Source organism: Streptococcus sp. 5905, assembly GCF_013276505.1.
GTDB lineage: Bacteria > Bacillota > Bacilli > Lactobacillales > Streptococcaceae > Streptococcus.
Window position 1 is genome coordinate 144,311 of the sequence record NZ_VMLC01000002.1, and the last position, 23,955, is coordinate 168,265.

The following is a 23,955-nucleotide window of genomic DNA, read 5'->3' on the forward strand; positions in this document are numbered from 1 at the left end:
TAATGCAATCATCCAGCATTGGACTATCATACATTGAAATTATTATTAGAGTCGTGTTATCTTTGGTCATTGGAAGTATTATTGGCTTAGAAAGAGGAAGTAAATCTCAACCAGCAGGTATTCGTACACATAGTATCGTTTGTATGGCTGCTTGTTTGATTATGATGACTAATGAATTTGTATCTTATAAGTTTGGAACAGGAGATCCGACACGTTTAGGTGCTCAAGTTATTTCTGGTGTTGGTTTTCTTGGAGCTGGAACAATTCTTATCACAGATAAAAAGAAGGTTACTGGTCTGACAACTGCAGCAGGAATCTGGGCTTCTGCAGGAATAGGTTTAGCTATTGGAGTAGGTTTTTATGAAGGTGCTCTGTTAGTAGCTATTTCTGTGTGGAGTGTGATTTCTATGTTTCAGCCTTTAAAAAAATATCTTCAAAGTCGTTCAAAAGTTATTGAATTATATATTGTAGTTAAATCTACTGAGGCATATAATCGAGTATTAGTTTATTGTGCAGAAAATGGAATTCGATTGAATGATTCAAGAACTGCTTTTGGAGATGTTAATTCTGAAAGAATTGAATATTTTGATGTTCCAGACAAAAGAATAGCATCATTTATGACTCTAGAACTTTCAGGTAAGTTTGAACATCTTAAACTAATGGAAGAAATAGCAAATATTGTTGGTGTTATTTATGTCGAAGAAGTTAGTTGATATAGAATAAACAAAGGGGCAGTTATTCTTGTCCCTTTGTTTTTTAGGTGATAATTGACTCGAAATTATTTGCAAAGTATAAGGATAAACATAAATGAAGGTATATAATATTAATTTTGACTGTGGAAGAATAACGTATTTTGAATATAATTCTTTAGTGCAAGTATATAGATTTCATTCTTTTTATGATATTTGTGAAATTGTATTTTCGTCTTCTTTACCAGCTGATGATATATTAGCAAAAGTTATTGTTAAGGAAAAGATTATTCCGATCTTAGACTGCTATGTCCAAATGTTATTAGATACTTTTATAGTTTCAATGGATTTTACCGAAAATGATTTTTTATATTTTCGTGGTAAGTTATTTTCATACAAGTTTATCAGTTGTGAAGTAGAAAAAATTGTAAAGAATAAAGATTTTAATTGTCAATGTTATTTTTTTGAATCGGAAGAATAGAGTATAAAATAGAAAATTTTGAAATTAAAGTTTTTGTTAAGATACATTAAAATATTTTACTAAATTCTCTTGTTAAAAAAAGTAAATATTGTATAATAAAATTAGATAAATCATAAATGGAGGACTAAAGTGAAAAATTTAAACGATAAAAAGGTAACTATTTATGATATTGCGCATTTATCAGGTTTTTCTCCAAAAACTGTTTCACGTGTTATTAACGGTGGTGAAAAGGTAAAAGAAGAAACTTATCGAGCTATTCAAAAAGTCATTGATGAGTTGTCGTATGTTCCAAATGCATATGCAAAAAATTTGACTAAGAAAGAAACTACAAACATTTTGATTTCCGTTAAAAAGATTGATTCTTTTCCCTTGATTTGGTTTCAAACTTTACTAGATAGAGTTCTACAAACTTGTAAAGAGTTTGGTGTAAACGCTATTGTTGAATACTTTGGTGAAGAAGATACGATTAGGAATTCAATAATTTCAAGTACAGGAAGCTTAATAGATGGAGTAATAGTATTTTATGAAAGTAAAGACGATATTCGGATTAATTATTTACAGAAGAATAATATGCCTTTTATAGTTTTTGGAGAATCTCGAACACCTGATGTTGTTTATGTATCTAATAACAATTTTCAAGCAACTTATGATATGATGGAATTAGTAACAAAAGAGAATATTAAAAGTATGTTGTTACTTATGGGAGGGGAATCTCTTGTTAATAAGGATCGTGAAAAAGGTATTCGTACTTTTCTGACTGATAAAAATTATTTAATGGATTTGCAAGTTATTTATGGTTTAACTACAATTGATTCAGTTTATTCATATGCTATAAATAATTTATCTAATCAAAATCATCCGGATATGATATTTGTTTCAGGGGATGAGAAGGTTCAAGGGCTGATTCGTGCGTGCTATGAGAAGGGGATTACCATTCCTGATGATATTTCAATAATTGGATTCGATAATATTCCTATTTCGCAATATTATACTCCAGCTCTGTCTACTATTTCTCCTAATTATGCTATGTTAGCCCAAAAAATGATAGAAGGTGTTTTAGCAATTATTAAAGGGGAAAGTGTCACATCTGTTGAAGTTTCTCCTAAATTTGTTAGGAGACAGAGTTTCTAGTATTGTTTAATTCTTGAAAATCCTAGTGGAAAAGATGGAGTGTTCTAAAATAAGTTCTGTTTAGCCTCCATTTAGTTTCTAATGAGTTGTTTAGTCGCTTTTCATTATAGATGATATGGGACTTTTTTCTACAACAAAATAGGCTCCATAATATCCATAGGGGGCATTTTTAGAAATGTAAAGAAAAAAAAGAAAATTCAAAGTGTTTGTTTATAGGCAATCATCACAAGTTAGTTTTTTTAAATAAGTTAGTATTTTTGGAATTTTTGACCAAAGTGTGACCAAAAGTCAATGAATATAGAATAAAGTAGATCAGGAAACTGGTCTATTTATTTTGTAATTATTAATGAACAGTATTTTTTAAGTTTATAATATTCAGTTTAAGTTAAATAGTTGTAATTATAGTATATAAGTTTTTCTTTGTTAATGTTATAATATAAAGTATATAGAGCTATTTTTCGAGGTGCGGATTTGGCAAATAATAAAAAAATTGAGACATTAGGTGTTTCATATCTGTCGACATTTATAGATAAGCATGAGTTACTTCAATCTTATTTTGATAGAAATGATAAAACTCCAGTGTGGGATGGAGAAATTCATGTTCTTAAATCATCGAGTGAGAAGAAAGACGAAATATTAGGTAAAGTACCTGTTCAGATTAAAACCACTAGACAGAAAAAAGATGTGTTAAAATCCTTTCCATTAGATGCTAGAGATTTAGAATTATATAAATCAAATGGCGGCGTAGTTTTATTTGTAGTTTGGTTGAGTGAGAATAATGACTTACGAGAAATCTATTATAAATCATTGCCTCCTTTTTCTATAAAAGATTTGCTCAAAAAAAGTAAATTAAAAAATAAATCTACAAATAGTAAGAAACTGTCCATACAGATATTTAAACTAGATGAAAAAAAGATGTATCCAATGTTAGTGGATTTTATAAATAATAGTCAGAGACAGTATAGCTTCATAAATACTGATGGTATCTCAGTTGAAGATATCTCTGACGATAATAATCTTAAATTCTATTTTTATGGACAAGGAAAAGGAGAGATATTTAACTATCAGAAAGAACACGATCTCTTCATTTATTATAAAGATCCTTTAACTGGTATTGAAATACCACTTGAAAATACAATAAAGGTTGTCGAAACTTACGAGGAAACTGATTTAATTATTACAATTGGAGATTTTACTTTTCAAGATGTAAAAAGACATCGATTCCCTGATGGGAGTGTACAACTACATTTTGGTGAATGCTTTAAAATGTCCTTTGATGTAAATAAAAAAATATTTAAATTTAATTATACAAGGTCTAATATGCTCTCAAAAGCCATGGAGTGTACGGAGGTACTTCAAGAGCTAGGAAGAGTAGGATATTTCAATCTCAATGGAAATAAAATAGAACTAGATAATCAGTCAATATCGGATATTACTTCACGGAATTTAGATAGCGATATAAAGGATTTGAGACAGATTTCTAACTTCTTGGAAAATATGGGTGTACAAAAGGATCTTGATCTAAACTACTTTGATAAACAATCTCAAAAAAATCTAAATATCCTTAATTCAGGTCTTGTTCTAAAGAAGAAGGTTGCCTTAGATTATAATGAATCTAAATTACTTCATCTAAGAATTGCTAATATCCATATTATTGCCTTATATAATTTTACAATAGATAAGAACGGAACTATGATTGATATCTTTACTGAAATTCCCTGGTGTAGGAGAGGTGAGGGTAAAGATTCTTCAGATATTTCAATTTTTGAAGTTTTTGAACCTAACGATTGGCTAAAAATAGATAATTGTAATTTTGATTCGGTTATTGCCTCATATCAAAGATTAGTTGATAATGACTTGAAATTTGAAGATGCTAATAACACTATTATAAAAATAGTTATTGCTGCTGACATGGCAGAAGATGTTTCTAGAAGAGAGTTATTGCTTAATTGGGCACAATGTCTTTCTAATTGGAACTTAAAATACTCCCAAAATAGTGAGATAGCTATAATAAATGACCTTCAAATAAAATCTAGAGTTCGTAAATTAAACAGCAAAGAAATGGAGATTCTAAGCAATATTTTAGTAAATAGTAATGATAACTATGAACTTTGTTTCGGTTCATCAGTGTTATTAAAATCGAAACCGCAAGCTGATTTGTTTTGGAATAAACTGGATAACGAGACAAAAGAAAGATATAAAGACTTTCCTATTTATACTTTGTATATGAAATTATCGTAAAATTAAAAGAGATTATAAAGAGATAAAATATGGAAATAAAGAGGGTGATTTATTATAATTCAGTACCACAATTAAGGAAGCAATACCTATTTTTGCACTCTCAAGATTTAAGTAACTGTAAAACTGCAATTTAATTTATTGATTTACCCTCATTGTGATATGTTCATACTAAAAACCGCTCTGCTGAGCGGTTTTCGTCTATTCTTACCTTTTTACAGTACCCACGTACGGATAGCATGGGCAACGCCGGATTCGTCATTAGACTTGGTGATGTATTTGGCGATTTTTTTGAGTTCTGGATTTCCATTTTCCATAACAACGGGGTTACCAACGACTTCCAGCATGGCACGGTCATTTTCTTCGTCCCCGATAGCCATGGTTTCATCTTTGGTCAATCCGAGTTTTTCAGCTAAGTGAGTGATGGCTGAACCCTTGTCTACATTCTTTTTAAGGAGTTCAAGGTAGAAAGGAGCAGATTTATTGATAGAGTAGCGTTCGTAAAATTCTGCTGGGATTTTTTCAATCGCAGCATCGAGAATTTCTGGTTCATCGATAAACATACATTTGACAATTTCCTTGCCAGCCATTTCTTCAGGAGTACGGTAGAAAATGGGCATGTTGACGAGGGTTGATTCATGCACCGTGTATTTTCCGATATTGCGATTGGCAGTATAGATACCGTCCTTGGTAATAGCGTGCATGTGGACACCGAGCTTGCGACTGAGAAATTCCATATCCAGATAATCCTCATAGGTCAAGGATTCGCTGATAATCTCATGACCAGTAGCAGTCTCTTGGACAAGGGCACCGTTGAAGGTTACCACATAGTCACCATCGTCTCTCAATTGCAAGTCATCCAGAAGTTTGGCAACACCTGCGATAGGGCGACCAGTTGCAATGACGACTTTGACACCAGCTTGTTTGGCGTCTTGAATGGCAGAAAAGACTTCCGGAGTGATCTCCTTTTTACTGTTTACTAGGGTACCATCGATATCGACGGCGATTAGTTTAATACTCATATATTTCCTCTATTCGTTCTTATTTGGGGTAAAATGATCGTTCTCAATCAAGTGTAAAAATTGCTGGGTAATGCTTGCGAAGATACTGTTTTGGTCCAACATTTCTTTTGGGAAATAGAAACGATTATCTCCGTGGCGACTGCCAGCAAGGGATTGAACGATAGGAGACAGGCTAGAGAGTTCTGCCAGATCTCCATTTTTCTGTAGAATCTCAATCTGTGTCCGTGGATTTTCAGATTCGGGACGATAGATATCATAAGGAAGGTCAAAGTTCTTATGAATGGCTGTGTAGTAGTCGGGATCAAATCCGATGTCTTCAACCAGTTGTCTCATGGTTGCGAGTCGGTCTTGATCTTCTTGAGAAAAAGTAATGGATTTGAAGACCTTACGGTTGACAAAGCGCTGCGACAAGTCTGCGAGAATCTTGTCAGGACTGGTCATCCAGAGTTGGAAGTAGGTATTCATCACGCCATCATCAAGAGCCAGATAGTCAGATAGGGTAACTCTCTTTTCAAAAAAAGGTAACAAATGTGGGGAAGTTCGTGCAAAGAAGTCCTTGTCTTCAGGAAAGAGTTCCTTGGCGCGTTTGAGGAGATTCTGTAGGAGAACTTCCATGGCGCGTGTTGCTGGGTGAAAATAAACCTGCATATACATCTGGTAGCGACTGAGAACATAGTCTTCAATGGCATGCATGCCATTGCGTTGAAAGGCGATACCATTTTCGATAGGACGAATCACTCGGAGAATTCGAGTCAGGTCAAATTCTCCGTAAGATGCTCCTGTAAAATAAGAGTCACGCAAGAGATAGTCCATGCGATCCGCATCAATCTGGCTAGAAATGAGTTGCACGACCTGCTTGTTAGGATAGGTGTGGTCAATGACACTGGCCACCTTTTCTGGAAAATCTGGCGCTACTTGAAGCAGGACTTGGTGAATCTCTGTTTCAGGGCTTTGGATGATTTCCTGAGTAATGGCCTCATGATCTGTATCAAAGAGATGTTCAAAAGTATGGGAGTAGGCACCATGCCCAAGGTCATGAAGGAGGGCAGCGGTCATGGTCAAGAGAGACTCAGCAGGATCCCATTCTTCAGGATATTTTTCTTCAAAAATCTCCGTGATACGACGAGCAATCTCATAGACCCCCAAACAGTGGGAAAAGCGACTGTGTTCTCCACCATGGAAGGTATAGCTGGAAGTCCCTAGCTGCTTGATACGGCGCAGACGTTGAAATTCTTTTGTATTTATCAAGTCATAGATGACCTGATTGTTTACATGGATGTAGTTGTGAACTGGGTCACGGAATACTTTTTCGTTCATATGACCATTATAGCAAAATCCTGCTCTTTTTGGTAAAATAGTAGGACAAGAGAGAAGAAAGAGGACCTGATGTGAAGATTCGGATGCGAAATAGGATTCAGTTTGATGAACAATTGGAAGTCATTGACCAGCTCTATGACGTGGAAGTGCGTGAAAAGGGAGATTATAGCTATCTGCTTTTCTACAATGAGGAAAAGGAAAAAGTGGTTCTCAAGTTTCATCAAGAAGAACTGGTGATGACCCGTTTCTCGACTCCCAAGACTATCCTGCGTTTTCTAAAGGATAGTGATAGTTTGGCCTATATTCCTACTCCAATGGGGATGCAGGAGTTTATCATTCAAACGAGTCACTACAAACTGGATGGGCAAAAGATTGAGCTAGCCTATCAACTACAAAATCAAGAGGGACATCCTTTTGCCAGCTATCAACTAGAAATTACTTGGGGATAAGAAAAAGGTTGGCAAATGCCAACCTTATTTGATATAGAGTTCTTGATTTTTTAGGACAATTTCACGTACACTTGCGAATCTCTTAAGTTTTTTAAGTTCTTCAGGATGGGTAACTAGAGTGATAACATAACCTTCTTTACCCATGCGACCTGTACGCCCAGCACGGTGAGTGTAGGTTTCGATATCTCTAGGAACGTCAAAGTTTATGACACATTCTAGGCTATCGATATCAATTCCACGTGCCAAAAGGTCTGTTGCAAGGAGCAGGGTTAGTTGCTTGTCTTTAAACTTTTCTAAGATGACTTTTCGAAATTTAACATTGACATCGCTAGCGAGTGAAACAGCCAAGACATCGCGATACTGTAGTTTTTCCTCCGCACTTCCAAGATCTGATAGGCTATTAAAGAAAACTAGTCCGCGGAAATCCTCTACATGAGCCAATTTTCGTAGCATATCCACTCGGTGACGTTGGTCTACCTGCATGTAGAAATGCTGGATATTGTCCAGTTTTTGGTCAGAGAGGTCGATGGTGCGCGTGTTTGGAGCAATCTTTTCTTGGTCAAACTTGGTCGTCGCACTCATATAGATGAGTTGGTGGTCACGAGGTGCGTAGTGAGTAATTTTCTCGACAAAGTGTATCTGAGAATCATCAAGTAATTGATCAAATTCATCTAGAATGATGGTTTCCACATTCATCATCTTGATTTTTTTCAATTTAATTAGTTCAAAGATACGGCCAGGGGTTCCAATCAGAATTTCTGGTCCTTTTTTTAGGCGTTCAATCTGGCGTTTCTGACTCGAACCTGATAAGAAGAGCTGAGCAGTCAAGCCAATAGCTTCAGCCCACGTTTTACATACATCAAAAATCTGTCCAGCAAGTTCTGTATTTGGTGCTAGAATCAAGAGCTGCTGGGCTTTTTTCTTTTGTAGTCTGAGAAGACTAGGTAAGAGATAAGCGAGGGTCTTACCAGTTCCTGTTGGGCTCACTCCTAGGAGGTTTTCTCTAGCAAGAATGGGCTCAAATAGTTGAGTTTGAATGGGGGTGAATTCTTGGAAACCGAGTTGATCACTTAGTTCTTGCCATTCAGTAGGTAGTTTGGTTTTCATTTTTCTGCCTCAAATCTAATGCCAGCAGTCTGGCGCATGGTATACAATAGGTCATGAACAGAACCTGCATCATCCAGCCAGTTCTGGTAAAGTGTCTGGTCTGGTTGCTGGATCATGTGTGCAAATGCAGCTGCTTCCTCAGCCATCGTATGAGGAGCTTGTTGGATAGGGAGCTGGACTTGATTTCCTTGGTGGTCGCTAAAAATAGCTGAGCGAACATGCTCAATTGTGTTGAGCGTCAGGGTTCCATCTGTCGTATAAATCTCGCAAGGAAGATTAGAAGTGATGTTTTTTCCAGCCTTGATATGAACTTGAAAGTCAGGGTAGAAGAGGGTACCGTCTCCATTTAGGTCAATACTATTGTCAAGCTGTTGAGCCTGATAGGTCGCGTCTTGAGCCTTTCCAAAGAGACGAACGGCAGCGTAGAGAGGATAAATCCCCAAGTCCATAAGTGCTCCACCAGCAAAACGGTCTGAAAAGACATTGGGAGTCTGTCCAGCCAACAAGTCAGGCATCTTGGAAGAATACTTGGCATAGTTGAAATCTGCTCCTAGCACTTGTTTGTCTGCTAAAAAGTTTTTGATAGTGGTAAAAGCTTCTTCGTGGTAATTACGAGCTGCTTCAAAGATAAAACAGTGATTTTCCTCAGCCGTTTGAATCAGATTCAGCCATTCTTGTGGCTGAGTGACAGCTGGCTTTTCAAGAATGACGTGTTTCCCAAAAGACAAGGCAGCCTTGGCTTGAACAAAATGCAAGGAGTTTGGACTAGCGATATAGACTACATCAAAGAAACTCTTGAAGAAGTCTTCTAATTGATCAAAGAGCTGGATATTCTGATAGCGAGAAGCAAAGGTTGTCGCAGTTTCTAGTTTTCTAGAGTAGACAGCGACCAGCTGGTATTCACCACTGGCATGGGCTGCCTCTATGAAGTGATGGCTGATAGCGCCTGTTCCGATGACACCTAGTTTAAGCATAGATACTCCTTTTCCGACTTTAAATCCTTCCTTCATTATAACATAGAAAAGAAGGACTATCCAACAGATGGTAAAAATTTTCAAATGGACTACGCATTTCTTGGAGAAAGTGGTACAATATTTAGATAAGTAGATGAAATGAGAAGGGGGAGAAAATGAGATTATTACCAATAAGAAAAATATCACGTCAGTCTAAAAGACTAGCGCTTTTTTTGACTTTTTGTGCAGGATATGTCGATGCCTATACCTTTATCGTGCGAGGGAATACCCTAGTAGCAGGCCAAACTGGGAATGTCGTCTTTCTTTCTGTAGGACTCATTCAACACAATGTGTCAGATGCCAGTGCCAAAGTAATGACCTTACTTTCCTTTATGATGGGGGTTTTTTTACTGACATTGTATAAAGAAAAATTACGAATAGTAAAAAAGCCGATTTTGTCCTTGATACCACTCGCGGTCTTATCCATAATCATTGGCTTTGTTCCCTTATCTGTAGACAATATCTACCTAGTCCCACCTTTAGCTTTTTGTATGGGATTGGTGACAACAGCCTTTGGAGAAGTTTCGGGGATTGCCTATAATAATGCCTTTATGACAGGAAATATTAAACGAACCATGTTGGCTTTTGGGGATTATTTCCGGACCAAGCATACGCCCTTCTTGCGTGAAGCCTTGATTTTCGTTAGCCTACTTACCAGCTTTGTTCTTGGAGTTGTCTTTTCAGCCTATTTGACGGTTTTTTATCATGAAAAGACGATTCTAGGTGTTCCTGTAATGATGAGCATCTTTTACCTCAGTATGCTTTTTGCTTCTTGGAGAAAAAAAGGGAAAGAAAAAGCTTAATTTTGAATGATTTCGCTTGTAAGAAAAAAGAAGATATGCTATACTTGAAGAGTTGACTATGCACAGTCCTGTGCAACCGCACGAACATCGTTGCTCTATGTATAACAAATTTAAACTTTGTTATACATAGAGCTCATATACTAAGTGGTTCGTCCCACGATGCTAGGCGAGTCTTCACAAAAATACGGGGAAACCCAAAAAATCATAGGAGGTGCATAATGAGCACATACGCAATTATCAAAACTGGCGGAAAACAAGTTAAAGTTGAAGTTGGTCAAGCAGTTTACGTTGAAAAATTGAACGTTGAAGCTGGTCAAGAAGTTACTTTTAACGAAGTTGTTCTTGTTGGTGGTGAAAACACTGTTGTCGGAACTCCACTTGTTGCTGGAGCTACTGTAGTTGGAACTGTTGAAAAACAAGGAAAACAAAAGAAAGTTGTTACTTACAAGTACAAACCTAAAAAAGGTAGCCACCGTAAACAAGGTCACCGTCAACCATATACAAAAGTTGTCATCAACGCAATCAACGCTTAATTTTAAGGAGAACACATGATACAAGCAGTCTTTGAGAGAGCCGAAGATGGCGAGCTGAGGAGTGCGGAAATTACTGGACACGCCGAGAGTGGCGAATACGGCTTAGATGTCGTGTGTGCATCGGTTTCTACGCTTGCCATTAACTTTATCAATTCCATTGAGAAATTTGCAGGCTATGAACCAATCCTAGAATTAAACGAAGATGAAGGTGGCTATCTGATGGTGGAAATACCAAAAGATCTTCCTTCACACCAGAGAGAAATGACCCAGTTATTCTTCGAATCATTTTTCTTGGGTATGGCAAACTTATCGGAGGACTCATCTGAGTTCGTCCAAACCAGAGTTATCACAGAAAACTAACACGGAGGAAAACATTATGTTAAAAATGACTCTTAACAACTTGCAACTTTTCGCCCACAAAAAGGGTGGAGGTTCTACATCAAACGGACGTGATTCACAAGCGAAACGTCTTGGAGCTAAAGCAGCTGACGGACAAACTGTAACAGGTGGATCAATCCTTTACCGTCAACGTGGTACACACATCTATCCAGGTGTAAACGTTGGACGTGGTGGAGACGATACTTTGTTCGCTAAAGTTGAAGGCGTAGTACGCTTTGAACGTAAAGGTCGCGATAAAAAGCAGGTTTCTGTTTACCCAATCGCAAAATAAAAAGGTCCAGTGAACCTTTTTATCCCGAGCCTTGAATTAAAGAGGCGAGGGTGCTAGAAGTAGCATTAAATAAGGCTTTCCGAGTTTTTCGGAGAGCCTATTTTTTATTTTGATACCCATCATTTTATTAAGTCTAGTATAGCTAGATTTTATGACGGATATTCTTTTTCCATTGTGGAAAACTTCTGAAATATGGTATAATGAACAGATAGAGAAGTTGGGGGTAAAAGATGAACATTCAACAATTACGCTATGTTGTGGCCATTGCCAATAGTGGTACTTTCCGTGAAGCTGCTGAAAAGATGTATGTTAGTCAGCCGAGTCTGTCTATTTCTGTGCGCGATTTGGAAAAAGAGTTAGGTTTTAAAATTTTCCGTCGGACGAGTTCGGGAACGTTTTTGACCCGTCGTGGAATGGAATTTTATGAGAAAGCGCAAGAATTGGTCAAAGGCTTTGATGTTTTTCAAAATCAATATGCCAATCCTGAGGAAGAAAAGGATGAATTTTCCATTGCTAGTCAGCACTATGACTTCTTGCCACCAACCATTACGGCTTTTTCAGAGCGCTATCCTGACTACAAAAATTTCCGTATTTTTGAGTCTACTACAGTTCAAATCCTAGATGAAGTAGCCCAAGGGCATAGTGAGATTGGGATTATCTACCTCAACAACCAAAATAAAAAGGGCATCATGCAACGGGTTGAAAAGCTTGGTTTAGAAGTTATTGAACTAATTCCTTTCCAGACTCACATTTATCTTCGTGAAGGGCATCCTTTAGCACAGAAAGAGGAATTGGTCATGGAGGACCTAGCGGATCTGCCAACGGTTCGGTTTACTCAGGAAAAGGATGAGTACCTTTACTATTCAGAAAACTTTGTCGATACCAGCGCGAGCTCCCAGATGTTCAATGTGACGGACCGTGCTACTTTGAATGGTATTTTGGAGCGGACGGATGCCTATGCGACAGGATCTGGATTTTTAGATAGTGACAGTGTTAATGGAATCACAGTCATTCGTCTCAAGGACAATCTAGATAACCGCATGGTCTATGTCAAACGTGAGGAAGTGGAGCTTAGTCAAGCTGGGAATCTTTTCGTTGAGGTCATGCAAGAATATTTTGATCAGAAGAGGAAATCATGAAAAAAAGAGGAATAGTAGCAGTCATTGTACTGCTTTTGATTGGGCTGGATCAGTGGGTTAAAGCCTATGTTGTCCAGCAGATTCCAATGGGTGAAGTACGTTCGTGGATCCCCAATCTCGTTAGCTTGACCTACCTGCAAAATCGTGGGGCAGCCTTTTCGATGTTACAAGACCAGCAGTGGTTATTTGCCGTCATTACACTGGTCGTCATGGCAGGTGCCATTTGGTATCTACATAAACACATGGAGGATTCTCTCTGGATGGTTTTTGGACTGACTTTGATAATCGCGGGAGGTCTGGGCAACTTTATTGACAGAATGAGTCAAGGTTTTGTGGTGGATATGTTTCACCTAGACTTTATCAACTTTGCGATTTTCAATGTGGCTGACAGCTATTTAACAGTTGGTGTGGTTGTTTTATTGATTGCAATGCTTAAAGAGGAAGTAAATGGAAATAAAAATTGAAACTGGTGGGCAACGTCTAGACAAGGCTCTGTCGGATCTGACAGAATTGTCACGCAGTCTCGCTAATGAACAAATCAAGGCTGGACAAGTCTTGGTCAATGGTCAAGTCAAGAAAGCCAAATACACTGTCCAAGAGGGGGATATCGTCACCTACCATGTGCCAGAACCAGAGGTTTTAGAGTATGTGGCTGAGAATCTGCCGCTCGAGATCATCTACCAAGATGAGGATGTAGCCGTTGTTAACAAGCCTCAAGGGATGGTGGTTCATCCCAGCGCAGGTCATACTAGTGGAACCTTGGTCAATGCCCTCATGTACCATATCAAGGACTTATCAGGTATCAATGGAATTCTCCGACCGGGTATCGTTCACCGCATTGACAAGGATACGTCAGGTCTGCTCATGATTGCGAAAAATGATGAGGCCCACTTAGCACTTGCTCAAGAACTCAAGGACAAGAAGTCTCTCCGCAAATACTGGGCGATTGTTCATGGCAATCTGCCAAATGATCGCGGTGTGATTGAAGCGCCGATTGGTCGTAGTGAAAAAGACCGTAAGAAACAGGCTGTGACTGCTAAAGGGAAACCAGCAGTGACGCGTTTTCACGTCTTAGAACGCTTTGGTGATTACAGCTTAGTGGAGTTGCAGCTAGAGACAGGTCGCACTCATCAGATTCGTGTTCACATGGCTTATATCGGTCATCCAGTCGCTGGGGATGAGGTCTACGGTCCTCGAAAAACGCTGAAAGGACATGGACAATTCCTCCATGCTAAAACTCTAGGTTTTACCCATCCGAGAACAGGTGAAACCATGGAGTTCACAGCAGATATTCCAGAAATTTTTAAAGAAACGTTGGAAAGATTGCGAAAAAATGAGAATAGATAAAAGAGTTGAGATGCCTTGTCTCAACCTTTTTCATTTCAAGTCTTTTCTATTTTAAAGCATTCATGTTATAATGGATAAATATGAAGAATCGGAGTGAGAATATGAAGTACAAACGAATCGTCTTTAAGGTGGGGACCTCCTCCTTGACAAATGAAGACGGGAGTTTATCAAGAAGTAAAGTAAAGGCAATTACCCAACAATTAGCTATGCTGCATGAGGATGGACATGAGTTGATTTTAGTGTCATCTGGGGCAGTTGCCGCTGGATTTGGAGCTTTGGGTTTTAAAAAACGTCCGACCAAGATTGCAGATAAACAAGCTTCGGCTGCAGTTGGTCAGGGACTTTTGTTGGAGGAATACACAACCAACCTCCTCATGCGCCAGATCGTTTCTGCACAAATCTTGCTGACACAGGATGATTTTGTAGATAAACGTCGTTATAAGAACGCCCATCAGGCCTTGTCTGTATTGCTTCATCGTGGTGCAATTCCCATCATCAATGAAAATGACAGTGTCGTTATTGATGAGCTCAAGGTTGGGGACAATGACACTCTAAGTGCCCAGGTAGCGGCGATGGTTCAGGCGGATCTTTTGGTTCTCTTGACCGATGTGGACGGTCTCTATACTGGCAATCCTAATTTGGATCCAACAGCCAAACGTCTTGAGAGAATCGAGACTATCAATCGTGAGATTATTGATATGGCTGGTGGAGCAGGTTCGTCTAATGGTACTGGGGGTATGCTAACAAAAATCAAAGCAGCTACGATCGCAACGGAGTCAGGGGTGCCAGTCTATATCTGCTCTTCCTTGAAATCAGATGCCTTGATTGAGGCAGCTGAAGAAACTAGGGATGGTTCCTACTTTGTTGCGCAAGAGAAGGGACTTCGTACCCAGAAACAATGGCTGGCCTTCTATGCTCAAAGTCAGGGAACGATTTGGGTAGATGGTGGAGCTGCAGAGGCACTTTCAAAAAACGGGAAAAGTCTCCTTTTATCGGGTGTGGTAGAAGTGGAAGGAAACTTCTCTTACCACGATATTGTAACAGTAGCAGATAAAGAAACAGGTCAATCTCTTGGAAAGGGACGTGTCCAATTTGGCGTCTCAGCCCTAGAAGATATGCTCCGTTCTCAAAAAGCCAAGGGAGTCTTGATTCACCGTGATGACTGGATTTCAATCACTCCTGAAATCCAGCTGCTCTTTACAGAATTTTAGAGGTGAACGATGGTAAGTACACAAGAACAATTTGAACAGGTACAGGCTGTTAAGAAATCAATCAATACTGCCAGTGAAGCAGTGAAAAACCAAGCCTTACTAGCCATGGCTGATCATTTATTGGCAGCTATTGAGGAGATTTTAGCGGCCAATGCCCTCGATATGGCAGCAGCCAAAGGTAAAATCTCAGATGTTATGCTAGACCGTCTTTATTTGGATGAAGGACGTATAGAAGCGATGGCAACTGGGATTCGTGAAGTAGTTGCTTTACCAGATCCCATCGGTGAAGTCCTAGAGACAAGTCATCTTGAAAATGGCTTGCTTATCACCAAGAAACGTGTGGCTATGGGTGTTATCGGTATTATCTATGAAAGCCGTCCAAATGTGACGTCGGATGCGGCTGCCTTGGCTCTCAAGAGTGGAAATGCAGTTGTTCTTCGTAGTGGTAAGGATGCCTATCAAACAGCTCATGCCATTGTCACAGCCTTAAAGAAGGGCTTGGAGACGACTACCATTCATCCAGATGTGATTCAACTAGTGGAAGATACCAGCCGAGACAGTAGCTATGCCATGATGAAGGCCAAGGGCTATCTAGACCTTCTCATTCCTCGTGGAGGGGCTGGCTTGATTAATGCCGTGGTTGAAAATGCTATCGTACCTGTTATCGAGACAGGAACAGGCATTGTCCATGTCTATGTGGATAAGGATGCTGATGAAGACAAGGCTCTGTCTATCATCAACAATGCTAAAACCAGTCGTCCTTCTGTCTGCAATGCCATGGAGGTCTTGCTGGTTCATGAAGACAAGGCAGCACGTTTTCTTCCTCGCTTGGAGCAAGTTCTGGTTAAAAGTCGAAAAGAAGCTGGACTGGAACCTATTCAATTCCGCCTGGATGAGAAAGCAAGTCAGTTTCTTTCAGGTCGAGCAGCTGAGGCCCAAGACTTTGATACCGAGTTTTTAGACTATATCCTAGCGGTTAAGGTTGTGAGCAGTTTAGAAGAAGCGGTTGCCCATATTGAAGCTCACAGCACCCATCATTCGGATGCTATTGTGACGGAAAATGCTGAAGCTGCAGCCTACTTTACAGATCAAGTAGATTCAGCAGCGGTTTATGTCAATGCCTCAACGCGTTTCACTGATGGTGGCCAATTTGGTCTTGGATGTGAGATGGGGATTTCTACTCAGAAACTGCATGCGCGTGGTCCAATGGGCTTGAAGGAATTAACCAGCTACAAATATGTGGTTACTGGTGACGGACAGATAAGGGAGTAAGAGATGAAGATTGGATTTATCGGTTTGGGGAATATGGGTGCTAGCTTGGCTAAGGCTGTTTTGCAGGCCAAGACGGGTGCTCAGATTCTCCTTGCCAATCGTAGTCAAGCTAAAGTAGATGCTTTCATCGCCAACTTTGGTGGTCAGGCTTCCAGCAATGAAGAAATTTTTGCAGAAGCAGATGTAATCTTTCTAGGAGTTAAGCCTGCTCAGTTTTCTGAACTGCTTTCTCAATATCAGGCTATCCTTGAAAAACGAGAAAGTCTTCTTTTGATTTCCATGGCAGCTGGATTGACCTTGGAAAAACTAGCTAGTCTTATCCCTAGTCAACATCGTATCATTCGCATCATGCCCAATACTCCAGTGGCTATCGGCCAAGGAGTGATTAGTTATGCCATGTCAGCAAATTGTCGTGCTGAGGACAGGGAACTCTTTTGTCAGCTTTTAGCCAAAGCTGGTCTCTTGGTTGAGCTGGGGGATGGCTTAATCGATGCGGCGACAGGTCTAGCAGGTTGTGGACCAGCCTTTGTCTACCTTTTTATCGAGGCTTTAGCAGATGCAGGTGTGCAGACAGGATTGCCCCGAGAAACGGCTTTGAAAATGGCAGCCCAAACAGTAGTTGGCGCAGGACAAATGGTTCTTGAAAGTCAGCAACATCCTGGTGTCTTGAAAGACCAAGTTTGTAGCCCAGGAGGTTCGACTATCGCTGGTGTAGCAAGTCTGGAAGAACATGCCTTTAGAGGCACAGTCATGGATGCAGTTCATCAAGCCTATAGACGAACACAAGAACTAGGTAAATAAGAGGTTGGATGACTCCCAACCTCTTTTATGGTCGATTGAATGGAGAAGACGCAAAAAGATTGTCACAAAAACCTATTTTTTTGATAGAATAGAAGGTAGAAAAAAAGAAATGAGTTAGACATGTCAAAAGGATTTTTAGTCTCTCTTGAGGGACCAGAGGGAGCAGGAAAGACCAGTGTTTTAGAGGCTTTACTCCCAATTTTAGAGGAAAAAGGAGTAGAGGTGCTGACAACTCGTGAGCCAGGCGGAGTCTTGATTGGGGAGAAGATTCGTCAAGTGATTTTGGATCCAAGTCATACTCAGATGGATCCTAAAACAGAGCTCCTTCTCTATATCGCTAGTCGCAGACAGCACTTGGTGGAAAAAGTTCTGCCTGCTCTTGAAGCTGGTAAGTTGGTCATTATGGACCGCTTCATCGATAGTTCCGTTGCTTATCAGGGATTTGGTCGTGGCTTGGATATTGATGCCATTGATTGGCTCAATCACTTTGCGACAGATGGCCTCAAACCTGACTTGACACTCTATTTTGACATTGAAGTGGAAGAAGGACTGGCTCGCATTGCTGCTAATAGTGACCGCGAGGTCAATCGTTTGGACATGGAAGGTTTAGACTTGCACAAAAAAGTCCGTCAAGGCTACCTCTCTCTTCTGGAAAAAGAAAGAAATCGTATTGCCAAGATTGATGCCAGTCTTCCTTTGGAGCAAGTTGTGGAAACAACCAAGGCGGTCTTGTTTGAGAGAATGGGATTGACAAGATGAAACAAGATCAACTAAAGGCTTGGCAACCAGACCAGTTTGACCGCTTTGTCCGTATCCTAGAACAAGATCAGCTCAATCATGCCTATCTTTTTTCGGGTTTCTTTGGAAGCTTGGAAATGGCGCAGTTTTTGGCTAAGAGCCTCTTTTGTAGGGATAAAGTAGGCGTTCTACCATGTGAAAAATGTCGAAACTGCAAGCTGATTGAACAGGAAGAATTTCCCGATGTTACTTTAATCAAGCCAGTCAATCAGGTCATCAAGACAGAGCGCATTCGAGAATTGGTGGGTCAGTTTTCCCAAGCAGGGATTGAAAGCCAGCAACAGGTTTTTATTATCGAGCAAGCTGAGAAAATGCATCCCAACGCAGCCAACTCTCTGCTAAAGGTCATCGAAGAACCCCAGAGTGAAGTTTACATTTTCTTCTTAACCAGCGATGAGGAAAAGATGTTGCCGACTATCCGAAGTCGGACACAGATTTTCCACTTTAAAAAGCAAGAAGAAAAGCTCATCTTGCTTTTAGAACAAATGGGGCTTGTCAAGAAAAAAGCGACTCTTTTAGCCCAGTTTTGTCAATCACGTGCTGAAGCAGAAAAGTTGGCTAATCAGGCAAGTTTTTGGACCTTGGTCGATGAAAGTGAACGCCTGCTGACCTGGTTATTAGCCAAGAAAAAAGAAAGTTATCTTCAGGTTGCTAAATTAGCCAGCTTGGCAGATGACAAGGAAAAACAAGATCAGGTCTTGCGAATCCTCGAAGTTCTTTGTGGACAGGACCTCTTGCAAGCAAGGATTCGACAGATTCTACAAGATTTGCTAGAAGCCAGAAAAATGTGGCAGGCTAATGTCAGTTTTCAAAATGCCATGGAATATCTGGTCTTGAAAGAAATATAAACTCAAAAATGAACGATAAAGAAAGGAAAGGGCTGTTTTATGGACAAAAAAGAATTATTTGACGCGCTGGATGATTTTTCCCAACAGTTATTGGTGACCTTGGCCGATGTGGAAGCCATCAAGAAAAATCTCAAGAGCCTGGTAGAGGAAAATACAGCTCTTCGCTTGGAAAATAGTAAGTTGCGCGAACGCTTAGGCGAGGTGGAAGCAGATACTCCCGTCAAGGCTAAGCATGTTCGTGAAAGCGTCCGTCGAATCTATAAAGACGGGTTTCACGTATGTAATGATTTTTATGGACAACGCCGAGAGCAGGACGAAGAATGTATGTTCTGTGACGAGTTGTTGTACAGGGAGTAGGCATGCAGATTCAAAAAAGTTTTAAGGGGCAGTCTCCCTATGGGAAGCTTTACCTAGTGGCAACGCCAATTGGCAATCTAGATGATATGACCTTTCGTGCTATCCAAACCTTGAAAGAAGTGGATTGGATTGCGGCTGAGGACACGCGCAATACCGGGCTTTTGCTCAAGCATTTTGATATTTCTACTAAGCAAATCAGTTTTCATGAGCACAATGCCAAGGAAAAAATTCCTGATTTGATTGAGTTTTTGAAAGCGGGACAAAGTATTGCTCAGGTTTCTGACGCGGGTTTGCCTAGCATCTCGGACCCTGGTCATGATTTGGTCAAGGCAGCTATTGAGGAAGATATTGCAGTAGTGACAGTTCCAGGTGCTTCTGCAGGGATTTCTGCCTTAATTGCCAGTGGCCTAGCACCACAGCCACATATCTTTTACGGTTTCTTACCGAGAAAATCAGGCCAGCAAAAGCAATTTTTCGACTTGAAAAAAGATTATCCAGAAACTCAGATTTTCTATGAATCGCCCCATCGTGTGGCAGATACGCTAGAAAATATGCTAGAAGTCTACGGTGACCGCTCGGTGGTCTTGGTTCGAGAATTAACCAAAATCTATGAAGAGTACCAACGAGGAAAGATCTCTGAATTGCTGGAAAGTATCGCTGAGACACCGCTTAAGGGCGAGTGTCTTCTCATCGTTGAAGGTGCCAGTCAGGATGTGGAGGAAAAGGATGAGGAGGGCTTGTTCTTAGAAATCCAATCCCGTATCCAGCAAGGCATGAAGAGAAATCAAGCCATAAAAGAAGTTGCTAAACTCTACCAGCGGAATAAAAGTCAGCTCTATGCTGCCTACCACGACTGGGAAGAAAATCAATCTTAACGATAGGGAAATGAGTCCAGTTTTAATCAATTCTGAGACCTCAGTTTAAGAAAAAATCAGTATTTATAAAGAACAGTGTAATCCTTTTACACTGCTTTTCTATTGCAGAAATAAATTTGCTATATTGAAATCGAAAATCTTGAAAAGAAGCTTCAAATTTGATAGAATTGAGGCTGGTATATACTGGAGCAAAACATATATAAAAGTGCATCTCTTTTATGCCAATTAACCATCGAATTTTATCAAAAAACTCTTGAAAAGCCATTAACTGACTAGGCTTGATGCTTGTATTTCCGTGAAATTCTTACTTAAGTATCACTCTTTGTTAATGATCATGAGGTTAACAAAGAGTGGAATTTTTAAAAAAGGAAAGGAATAGAATGTTTCGAAGTAAAAAATTTAACAAAGATTTCGAGATCGTAGATGAGAAAAAGCGCTATAAGCTTTACAAATCGGGTAAAAACTGGGTAAAAGCCTCGAATTCCCAACTGGATCTCTTCCGTATCGGTGGGATGGGAGAAGTTGTCTCGACTAGCCTATCTGACACTGAAGAACTTGACCACGCTCACTTGAATGCCAACACGCTTGCAGGTATAGGGGCCATCTTAGCCGCCGGGGCCGCAGGTTTTGTTGTAACTCAAGAGCAAACTGTATATGCAGATGAGACATCTGAGTACAAGGAAACTGGTAAGGCAGTCATCGCAACTGAGCCCCAAGCTGATGCGACAACTGAAGCCAGCAATAACTCTATCATTGCCCAAGCACAAGCAGAAGTGAAGGAACAAGCAGAGCAAGACTCTGCATCTGTTTCTGAGTCAGTCAGTCAATCTGTAAGTGCTTCTCTTTCGACAAGCGTTTCTGTATCAGCTAGTCTATCAGCAAGTGCGTCAGCTAGCAGTTCAGTTACTACCAGCCAGTCAGCTGTAAGTCCTGCTTCTGAGTCAGCCTCTGTTAGTGAAACTCCATCGCAATCAGCGAGTGTGCAAGCATCAGCCTCAACTCCTGTCTCTGAGTCAGCATCTGCTAGCGCTCAACCTGCTCCTTCAGTAAGTGTCCAAACTTCAGCATCTCTAGCTGAAAGCACTAGCTCTGTTAGCGAGTCAGAAGTTCAAACCTCTGTCTCAACTTCGACCTCAGCATCCCTTGATGTCAAGACTGCTCCTGCTGAGAGCCTTGCGACCAGCAAGCTAGGTGACGCCTTGTCAAGCGCAACCCAACTCAGCAGCCAAGTGGCAACAACTAGCAATAACCTAGCCGCTGGTGTGATCGCTGATAAGAATCAAGCCCAAGGCAAGGATGCGCTCAAACAAGCTGAGAAGAGTCAAACAGTAGATAAGACCGTGACCACTTCACCAAAAGAGTCTGTCAGTACTTCTGCTAGTGCCAGTCAATCAACAAGTGGACCGAATGTTTCTGTAGTGTCAAGTCTGTCTGTTGAACAGAGTGGATCGACAACAGTAATTGACCAGCAACCTTCTACTTCAAAAGAAGCAAAGAACCTTGAAATTGACTCAGCTGAATTAAAAACAACTGAAATCACTGGTAAGAATAGTGTCAGTGGAGTTCAATCAACTTCTGCCACAACTAGCCTAATTGAAGCTGCTACGGTTGCACTAGCATCTTCAGAAGTCACTGCTAAACAACAAGAAGAAAACCGTAGGAAGTTGACCAATCTTTCAGCTGAAATAGGTGACTATCTAGCAAAAGCGGTTGATTTACCAAATACGGATTCAGCTCTTGCTAAGGCCAATGCTGCAGTAACAGAAATTGAAAAAGCCCTGACTGATCCAACTAGTGATTTAACAACAGTATTGCAAAAAGCTACTTCAGCGCGTAATTCGATTGTCAATGCTGTGTTGGCGGCTAATTCTGGTGTGCGTGATCCACGAAATGGGACAGAAATTGCTAGAGGGTCACACTCACGTGCAGCCTCTAATCCGCCTACGATTTCTATGCCATCCACTATCACAATTTATAATGATGAAGCAGTCAATAATTTTCAGATAAGGCTGAATGATGATAAAGGGCTGGCTAAAATCACGGGCTCCCCATCCAATGCTATTATTACAGGTTTAAATGCACCGAACTATCCAACTAACAAGAAAGGGGGATTTGGAGATCTATATATCTATGATCAATGGGGGAATCAAACAGGTGCCCAAAGGTCATACACCATTGACATAATAGGGACAGTGGGTCGTGAAAACGGAACTTGGAAACCCTATAAGCCTGGTACCTATGTTCTGGAATATACAGTAAGAGATATTCATGGTCTGACTGCGACAGCACGTACGAATTTCAATATCAAAGGCTTCAACGAACGCCACAACCCAGTTAGTGGGGATACTGTTATTGTTAAGAATCCCTCTTCTTTGACTGTAAGTGAACGCGATCAAGTACTTGAAAAATTTAAAGAAAAAAACCAGTCGCTTTTATCTGGTAGTGATTTTACGAAAGATGGCGTAACCGGAACGATTTCGGTAGCTGAAAATGGGAATATTACCATTACCTACCGTGATAATACTACAGATGTTATCCCAGCTAATGTGGATGCTGTTCCAGTTCCAAGTGCGACGGTGACTCGTAATGGTCAAGCCCTGACCCCTGTAAATGGCAACTATATTGTGTACGCAGGAGATGATATTCAAATTAATTTCACTGCTACAGATAATAGCGGGCAATTATCAGAATTTAAGATCGTTTCAAATGCAAATGCAAATGGCTCAGCCCTTGGAAGTAATTTCTTTGAAGATAATAAATATGGGACGGGAACTGTAGAGCATTTAACGGGGAATATCACAGCGACTACTGCTAGTCCAGCCCGTATTACTGTAAGAGCTCATTTGAATGATAATCTAGAGTATGATAAAAATGGTAGAAATAGTTGGCAACGCAATGCAGTAGCAACGGATAAGGCTGGTAATAGTAATAGTGCAGGAAATGATTCACCGGGCAATGTCCGTATTGTGCAAGGTAGGCTGACAGATATTATGGAAGGGGTAGCACCGACTGAAACCTTCCAGGTAGAGAATGTTTCTCAATTAAAACCTCAAGAAAAAACTCGTATATTGGCGGCTGTTGAGAAACTAAACAATAAGCAGGAAAAACGTATTGATTCCTTTACTATTAGTAACAATGGAACAGTTACCATTATCTATAAAGATAAGACTACGGATACGTTCACTGTAAAACTTTCTGATAGTGAGTATAAGAGTAGCAGTGCTTCAACTAGTCTAAGTCAAAGACAGTCAACCAGTGCCTCAGCGAGTGCATCGGTAAGCGCCAGCACTTCAGCGAGCGCATCTGCCTCAACGAGAGCATCCGTTTCTGCAAGAATGTCAGCAAGTGCGTCTGCCTCAACCAGTGCCTCAGTAAGTGCTAGTACATCAGCGAGTGCGTCGGCTTCAACGAGCGCCAGCCGTTCAGTTTCTGCTAGCCAGAGCTTGTCTACTTCCTTGCGCAATAGCCAATCGGCATCGATGAGCGCCAGCCGCTCGGTTTCAGCGAGAAATAGTGTTTCGGCCTCAGTAAGCGGTAGTCAGTCTGTAAGTACAAGTCAATCAATTTCGTTGAGGTTGAGTAAGAGTGCATCAACTTCCTTGAGTGGCAGTCAATCCGTTTCATTGAGCAAGAGTGTTTCAGTTTCGCTGAGCACAAGTCGTTCTCTTTCAGCGAGCAAGAGTGTTTCCAGCTCGGTGAGTGCGAGCCAGTCTGTTTCAACAAGCCAAAGTGCAGCCTCAGTAAGTGCTAGTCAATCAGCTTCAGCATCAGTATCAGCTAGCCAAAGCGCTTCAGCATCAGTAAGCTCAAGTGAATCAACTTCAGCATCAGTAAGTGCAAGCCAATCAGCTTCA

General features: G+C 40.4%; 24 protein-coding genes, 1 pseudogene and 1 other annotated feature. Of the genes and pseudogenes, 20 read left to right on the forward strand and 5 right to left on the reverse strand.

All coding sequences use genetic code 11. The features are described 5' to 3' along the window. Window positions 1–2: 2 nt before the first annotated feature. The 4 genes from HT680_RS05450 to HT680_RS05465 all read left to right on the forward strand — a co-directional run bounded on the left by HT680_RS05450 (window position 3) and on the right by HT680_RS05465 (window position 4,542). On the forward strand, window positions 3–713 hold the full coding sequence (locus HT680_RS05450) for an MgtC/SapB family protein (protein WP_084973841.1): 711 nt from the start codon (window positions 3–5) through the stop codon (window positions 711–713). 94 nt (window positions 714–807) lie between these two features. After that, window positions 808–1,170, forward strand: coding sequence for a hypothetical protein (locus HT680_RS05455; protein ID WP_125450186.1), 363 nt, complete (start codon window positions 808–810; stop codon window positions 1,168–1,170). A 129-nt stretch (window positions 1,171–1,299) separates the two neighbouring features. Next, window positions 1,300–2,301: a LacI family DNA-binding transcriptional regulator gene (locus tag HT680_RS05460; RefSeq protein ID WP_125448222.1), complete on the forward strand. Its 1,002-nt coding sequence runs from the start codon at window positions 1,300–1,302 to the stop codon at window positions 2,299–2,301. Between the two features lie 471 nt (window positions 2,302–2,772). Next, a complete protein-coding gene (locus tag HT680_RS05465) occupies window positions 2,773–4,542 on the forward strand; it encodes a DUF4365 domain-containing protein (RefSeq protein ID WP_125448223.1) in 1,770 nt (589 codons plus the stop codon). A gap of 212 nt (window positions 4,543–4,754) precedes the next feature. Here HT680_RS05465 and yidA read toward each other — a convergent pair whose 3' ends face one another. Both yidA and HT680_RS05475 read right to left on the reverse strand, forming a co-directional pair. Further along, window positions 4,755–5,561: a sugar-phosphatase gene (gene yidA, locus HT680_RS05470; protein WP_125448224.1), complete on the reverse strand. Its 807-nt coding sequence runs from the start codon at window positions 5,559–5,561 to the stop codon at window positions 4,755–4,757. 9 nt (window positions 5,562–5,570) lie between these two features. Continuing rightward, window positions 5,571–6,878: an HD domain-containing protein gene (locus tag HT680_RS05475; RefSeq protein WP_125448225.1), complete on the reverse strand. Its 1,308-nt coding sequence runs from the start codon at window positions 6,876–6,878 to the stop codon at window positions 5,571–5,573. Between the two features lie 71 nt (window positions 6,879–6,949). Between HT680_RS05475 and HT680_RS05480 the strand changes: the two genes are divergently transcribed. After that, complete coding sequence (locus tag HT680_RS05480) at window positions 6,950–7,327, forward strand: DUF1934 family protein (RefSeq protein ID WP_173258845.1); 378 nt, start codon at window positions 6,950–6,952, stop codon at window positions 7,325–7,327. A gap of 24 nt (window positions 7,328–7,351) precedes the next feature. On the opposite strand, the gene HT680_RS05485 is transcribed toward HT680_RS05480, so the two are convergent. Both HT680_RS05485 and HT680_RS05490 read right to left on the reverse strand, forming a co-directional pair. After that, on the reverse strand, window positions 7,352–8,434 hold the full coding sequence (locus HT680_RS05485; RefSeq protein WP_173258847.1) for a DEAD/DEAH box helicase: 1,083 nt from the start codon (window positions 8,432–8,434) through the stop codon (window positions 7,352–7,354). Beyond that, window positions 8,431–9,408 carry a Gfo/Idh/MocA family oxidoreductase gene (locus tag HT680_RS05490; RefSeq protein ID WP_173258849.1) on the reverse strand — a complete coding sequence of 326 codons (978 nt, stop codon included), beginning with the start codon at window positions 9,406–9,408 and terminating at the stop codon, window positions 8,431–8,433. The genes HT680_RS05485 and HT680_RS05490 overlap by 4 nt, the downstream gene beginning before the upstream one ends. A 155-nt stretch (window positions 9,409–9,563) precedes the next feature. Here HT680_RS05490 and HT680_RS05495 point away from each other — a divergent pair, with 155 nt between their 5' ends. The 4 genes from HT680_RS05495 to rpmA all read left to right on the forward strand — a co-directional run bounded on the left by HT680_RS05495 (window position 9,564) and on the right by rpmA (window position 11,453). Continuing rightward, complete coding sequence (locus HT680_RS05495; RefSeq protein WP_173258851.1) at window positions 9,564–10,250, forward strand: YoaK family protein; 687 nt, start codon at window positions 9,564–9,566, stop codon at window positions 10,248–10,250. A gap of 64 nt (window positions 10,251–10,314) precedes the next feature. Further along, window positions 10,315–10,434 (forward strand) — a sequence feature (ribosomal protein L21 leader region). 34 nt (window positions 10,435–10,468) lie between these two features. After that, window positions 10,469–10,783 (forward strand): 50S ribosomal protein L21, encoded by a 315-nt coding sequence (rplU, locus tag HT680_RS05500; RefSeq protein WP_000109141.1) that lies wholly within the window; start codon window positions 10,469–10,471, stop codon window positions 10,781–10,783. 15 nt (window positions 10,784–10,798) lie between these two features. Then, on the forward strand, window positions 10,799–11,143 hold the full coding sequence (locus tag HT680_RS05505; protein ID WP_000613698.1) for a ribosomal-processing cysteine protease Prp: 345 nt from the start codon (window positions 10,799–10,801) through the stop codon (window positions 11,141–11,143). A gap of 16 nt (window positions 11,144–11,159) precedes the next feature. Beyond that, entirely contained in the window at window positions 11,160–11,453 is a 294-nt protein-coding gene (gene rpmA, locus HT680_RS05510) for a 50S ribosomal protein L27 (protein WP_000916509.1), read from the forward strand. Between the two features lie 163 nt (window positions 11,454–11,616). On the opposite strand, the pseudogene HT680_RS09155 reads toward rpmA, so the two are convergent. Further along, window positions 11,617–11,691, reverse strand: a pseudogene (locus HT680_RS09155) (AraC family transcriptional regulator); the annotation flags it as partial. On the opposite strand from HT680_RS09155, the gene HT680_RS05515 reads away from it, so the two are divergent. The 11 genes from HT680_RS05515 to HT680_RS05565 form a co-directional block, all read left to right on the forward strand. Continuing rightward, window positions 11,684–12,592 carry a LysR family transcriptional regulator gene (locus tag HT680_RS05515; protein ID WP_061416603.1) on the forward strand — a complete coding sequence of 303 codons (909 nt, stop codon included), beginning with the start codon at window positions 11,684–11,686 and terminating at the stop codon, window positions 12,590–12,592. The pseudogene HT680_RS09155 and the gene HT680_RS05515 overlap by 8 nt on opposite strands. Continuing rightward, entirely contained in the window at window positions 12,589–13,056 is a 468-nt protein-coding gene (gene lspA / locus HT680_RS05520; RefSeq protein WP_061416604.1) for a signal peptidase II, read from the forward strand. The genes HT680_RS05515 and lspA overlap by 4 nt, the downstream gene beginning before the upstream one ends. Continuing rightward, entirely contained in the window at window positions 13,040–13,939 is a 900-nt protein-coding gene (locus tag HT680_RS05525) for an RluA family pseudouridine synthase (protein WP_173258853.1), read from the forward strand. The genes lspA and HT680_RS05525 overlap by 17 nt, the downstream gene beginning before the upstream one ends. Window positions 13,940–14,040: 101 nt before the next feature. Further along, window positions 14,041–15,150, forward strand: a complete 1,110-nt coding sequence (proB, locus tag HT680_RS05530; RefSeq protein WP_240146461.1) for a glutamate 5-kinase — start codon at window positions 14,041–14,043, stop codon at window positions 15,148–15,150. A 9-nt stretch (window positions 15,151–15,159) separates the two neighbouring features. Next, entirely contained in the window at window positions 15,160–16,422 is a 1,263-nt protein-coding gene (locus tag HT680_RS05535; protein WP_173258857.1) for a glutamate-5-semialdehyde dehydrogenase, read from the forward strand. A gap of 3 nt (window positions 16,423–16,425) precedes the next feature. Then, window positions 16,426–17,223: a pyrroline-5-carboxylate reductase gene (gene proC / locus HT680_RS05540; protein WP_173258859.1), complete on the forward strand. Its 798-nt coding sequence runs from the start codon at window positions 16,426–16,428 to the stop codon at window positions 17,221–17,223. A gap of 120 nt (window positions 17,224–17,343) precedes the next feature. Next, window positions 17,344–17,982, forward strand: a complete 639-nt coding sequence (gene tmk, locus HT680_RS05545; protein ID WP_173258861.1) for a dTMP kinase — start codon at window positions 17,344–17,346, stop codon at window positions 17,980–17,982. Further along, window positions 17,979–18,869 carry a DNA polymerase III subunit delta' gene (locus tag HT680_RS05550; protein WP_173258863.1) on the forward strand — a complete coding sequence of 297 codons (891 nt, stop codon included), beginning with the start codon at window positions 17,979–17,981 and terminating at the stop codon, window positions 18,867–18,869. The genes tmk and HT680_RS05550 overlap by 4 nt, the downstream gene beginning before the upstream one ends. A gap of 39 nt (window positions 18,870–18,908) precedes the next feature. Then, entirely contained in the window at window positions 18,909–19,226 is a 318-nt protein-coding gene (gene yabA, locus HT680_RS05555) for a DNA replication initiation control protein YabA (RefSeq protein ID WP_000358229.1), read from the forward strand. 2 nt (window positions 19,227–19,228) lie between these two features. Then, window positions 19,229–20,101 carry a 16S rRNA (cytidine(1402)-2'-O)-methyltransferase gene (rsmI, locus tag HT680_RS05560; protein ID WP_173258865.1) on the forward strand — a complete coding sequence of 291 codons (873 nt, stop codon included), beginning with the start codon at window positions 19,229–19,231 and terminating at the stop codon, window positions 20,099–20,101. Between the two features lie 380 nt (window positions 20,102–20,481). Further along, a partial coding sequence (locus tag HT680_RS05565) for a KxYKxGKxW signal peptide domain-containing protein (protein WP_173258867.1) occupies window positions 20,482–23,955 on the forward strand: 3,474 nt, incomplete at its 3' end.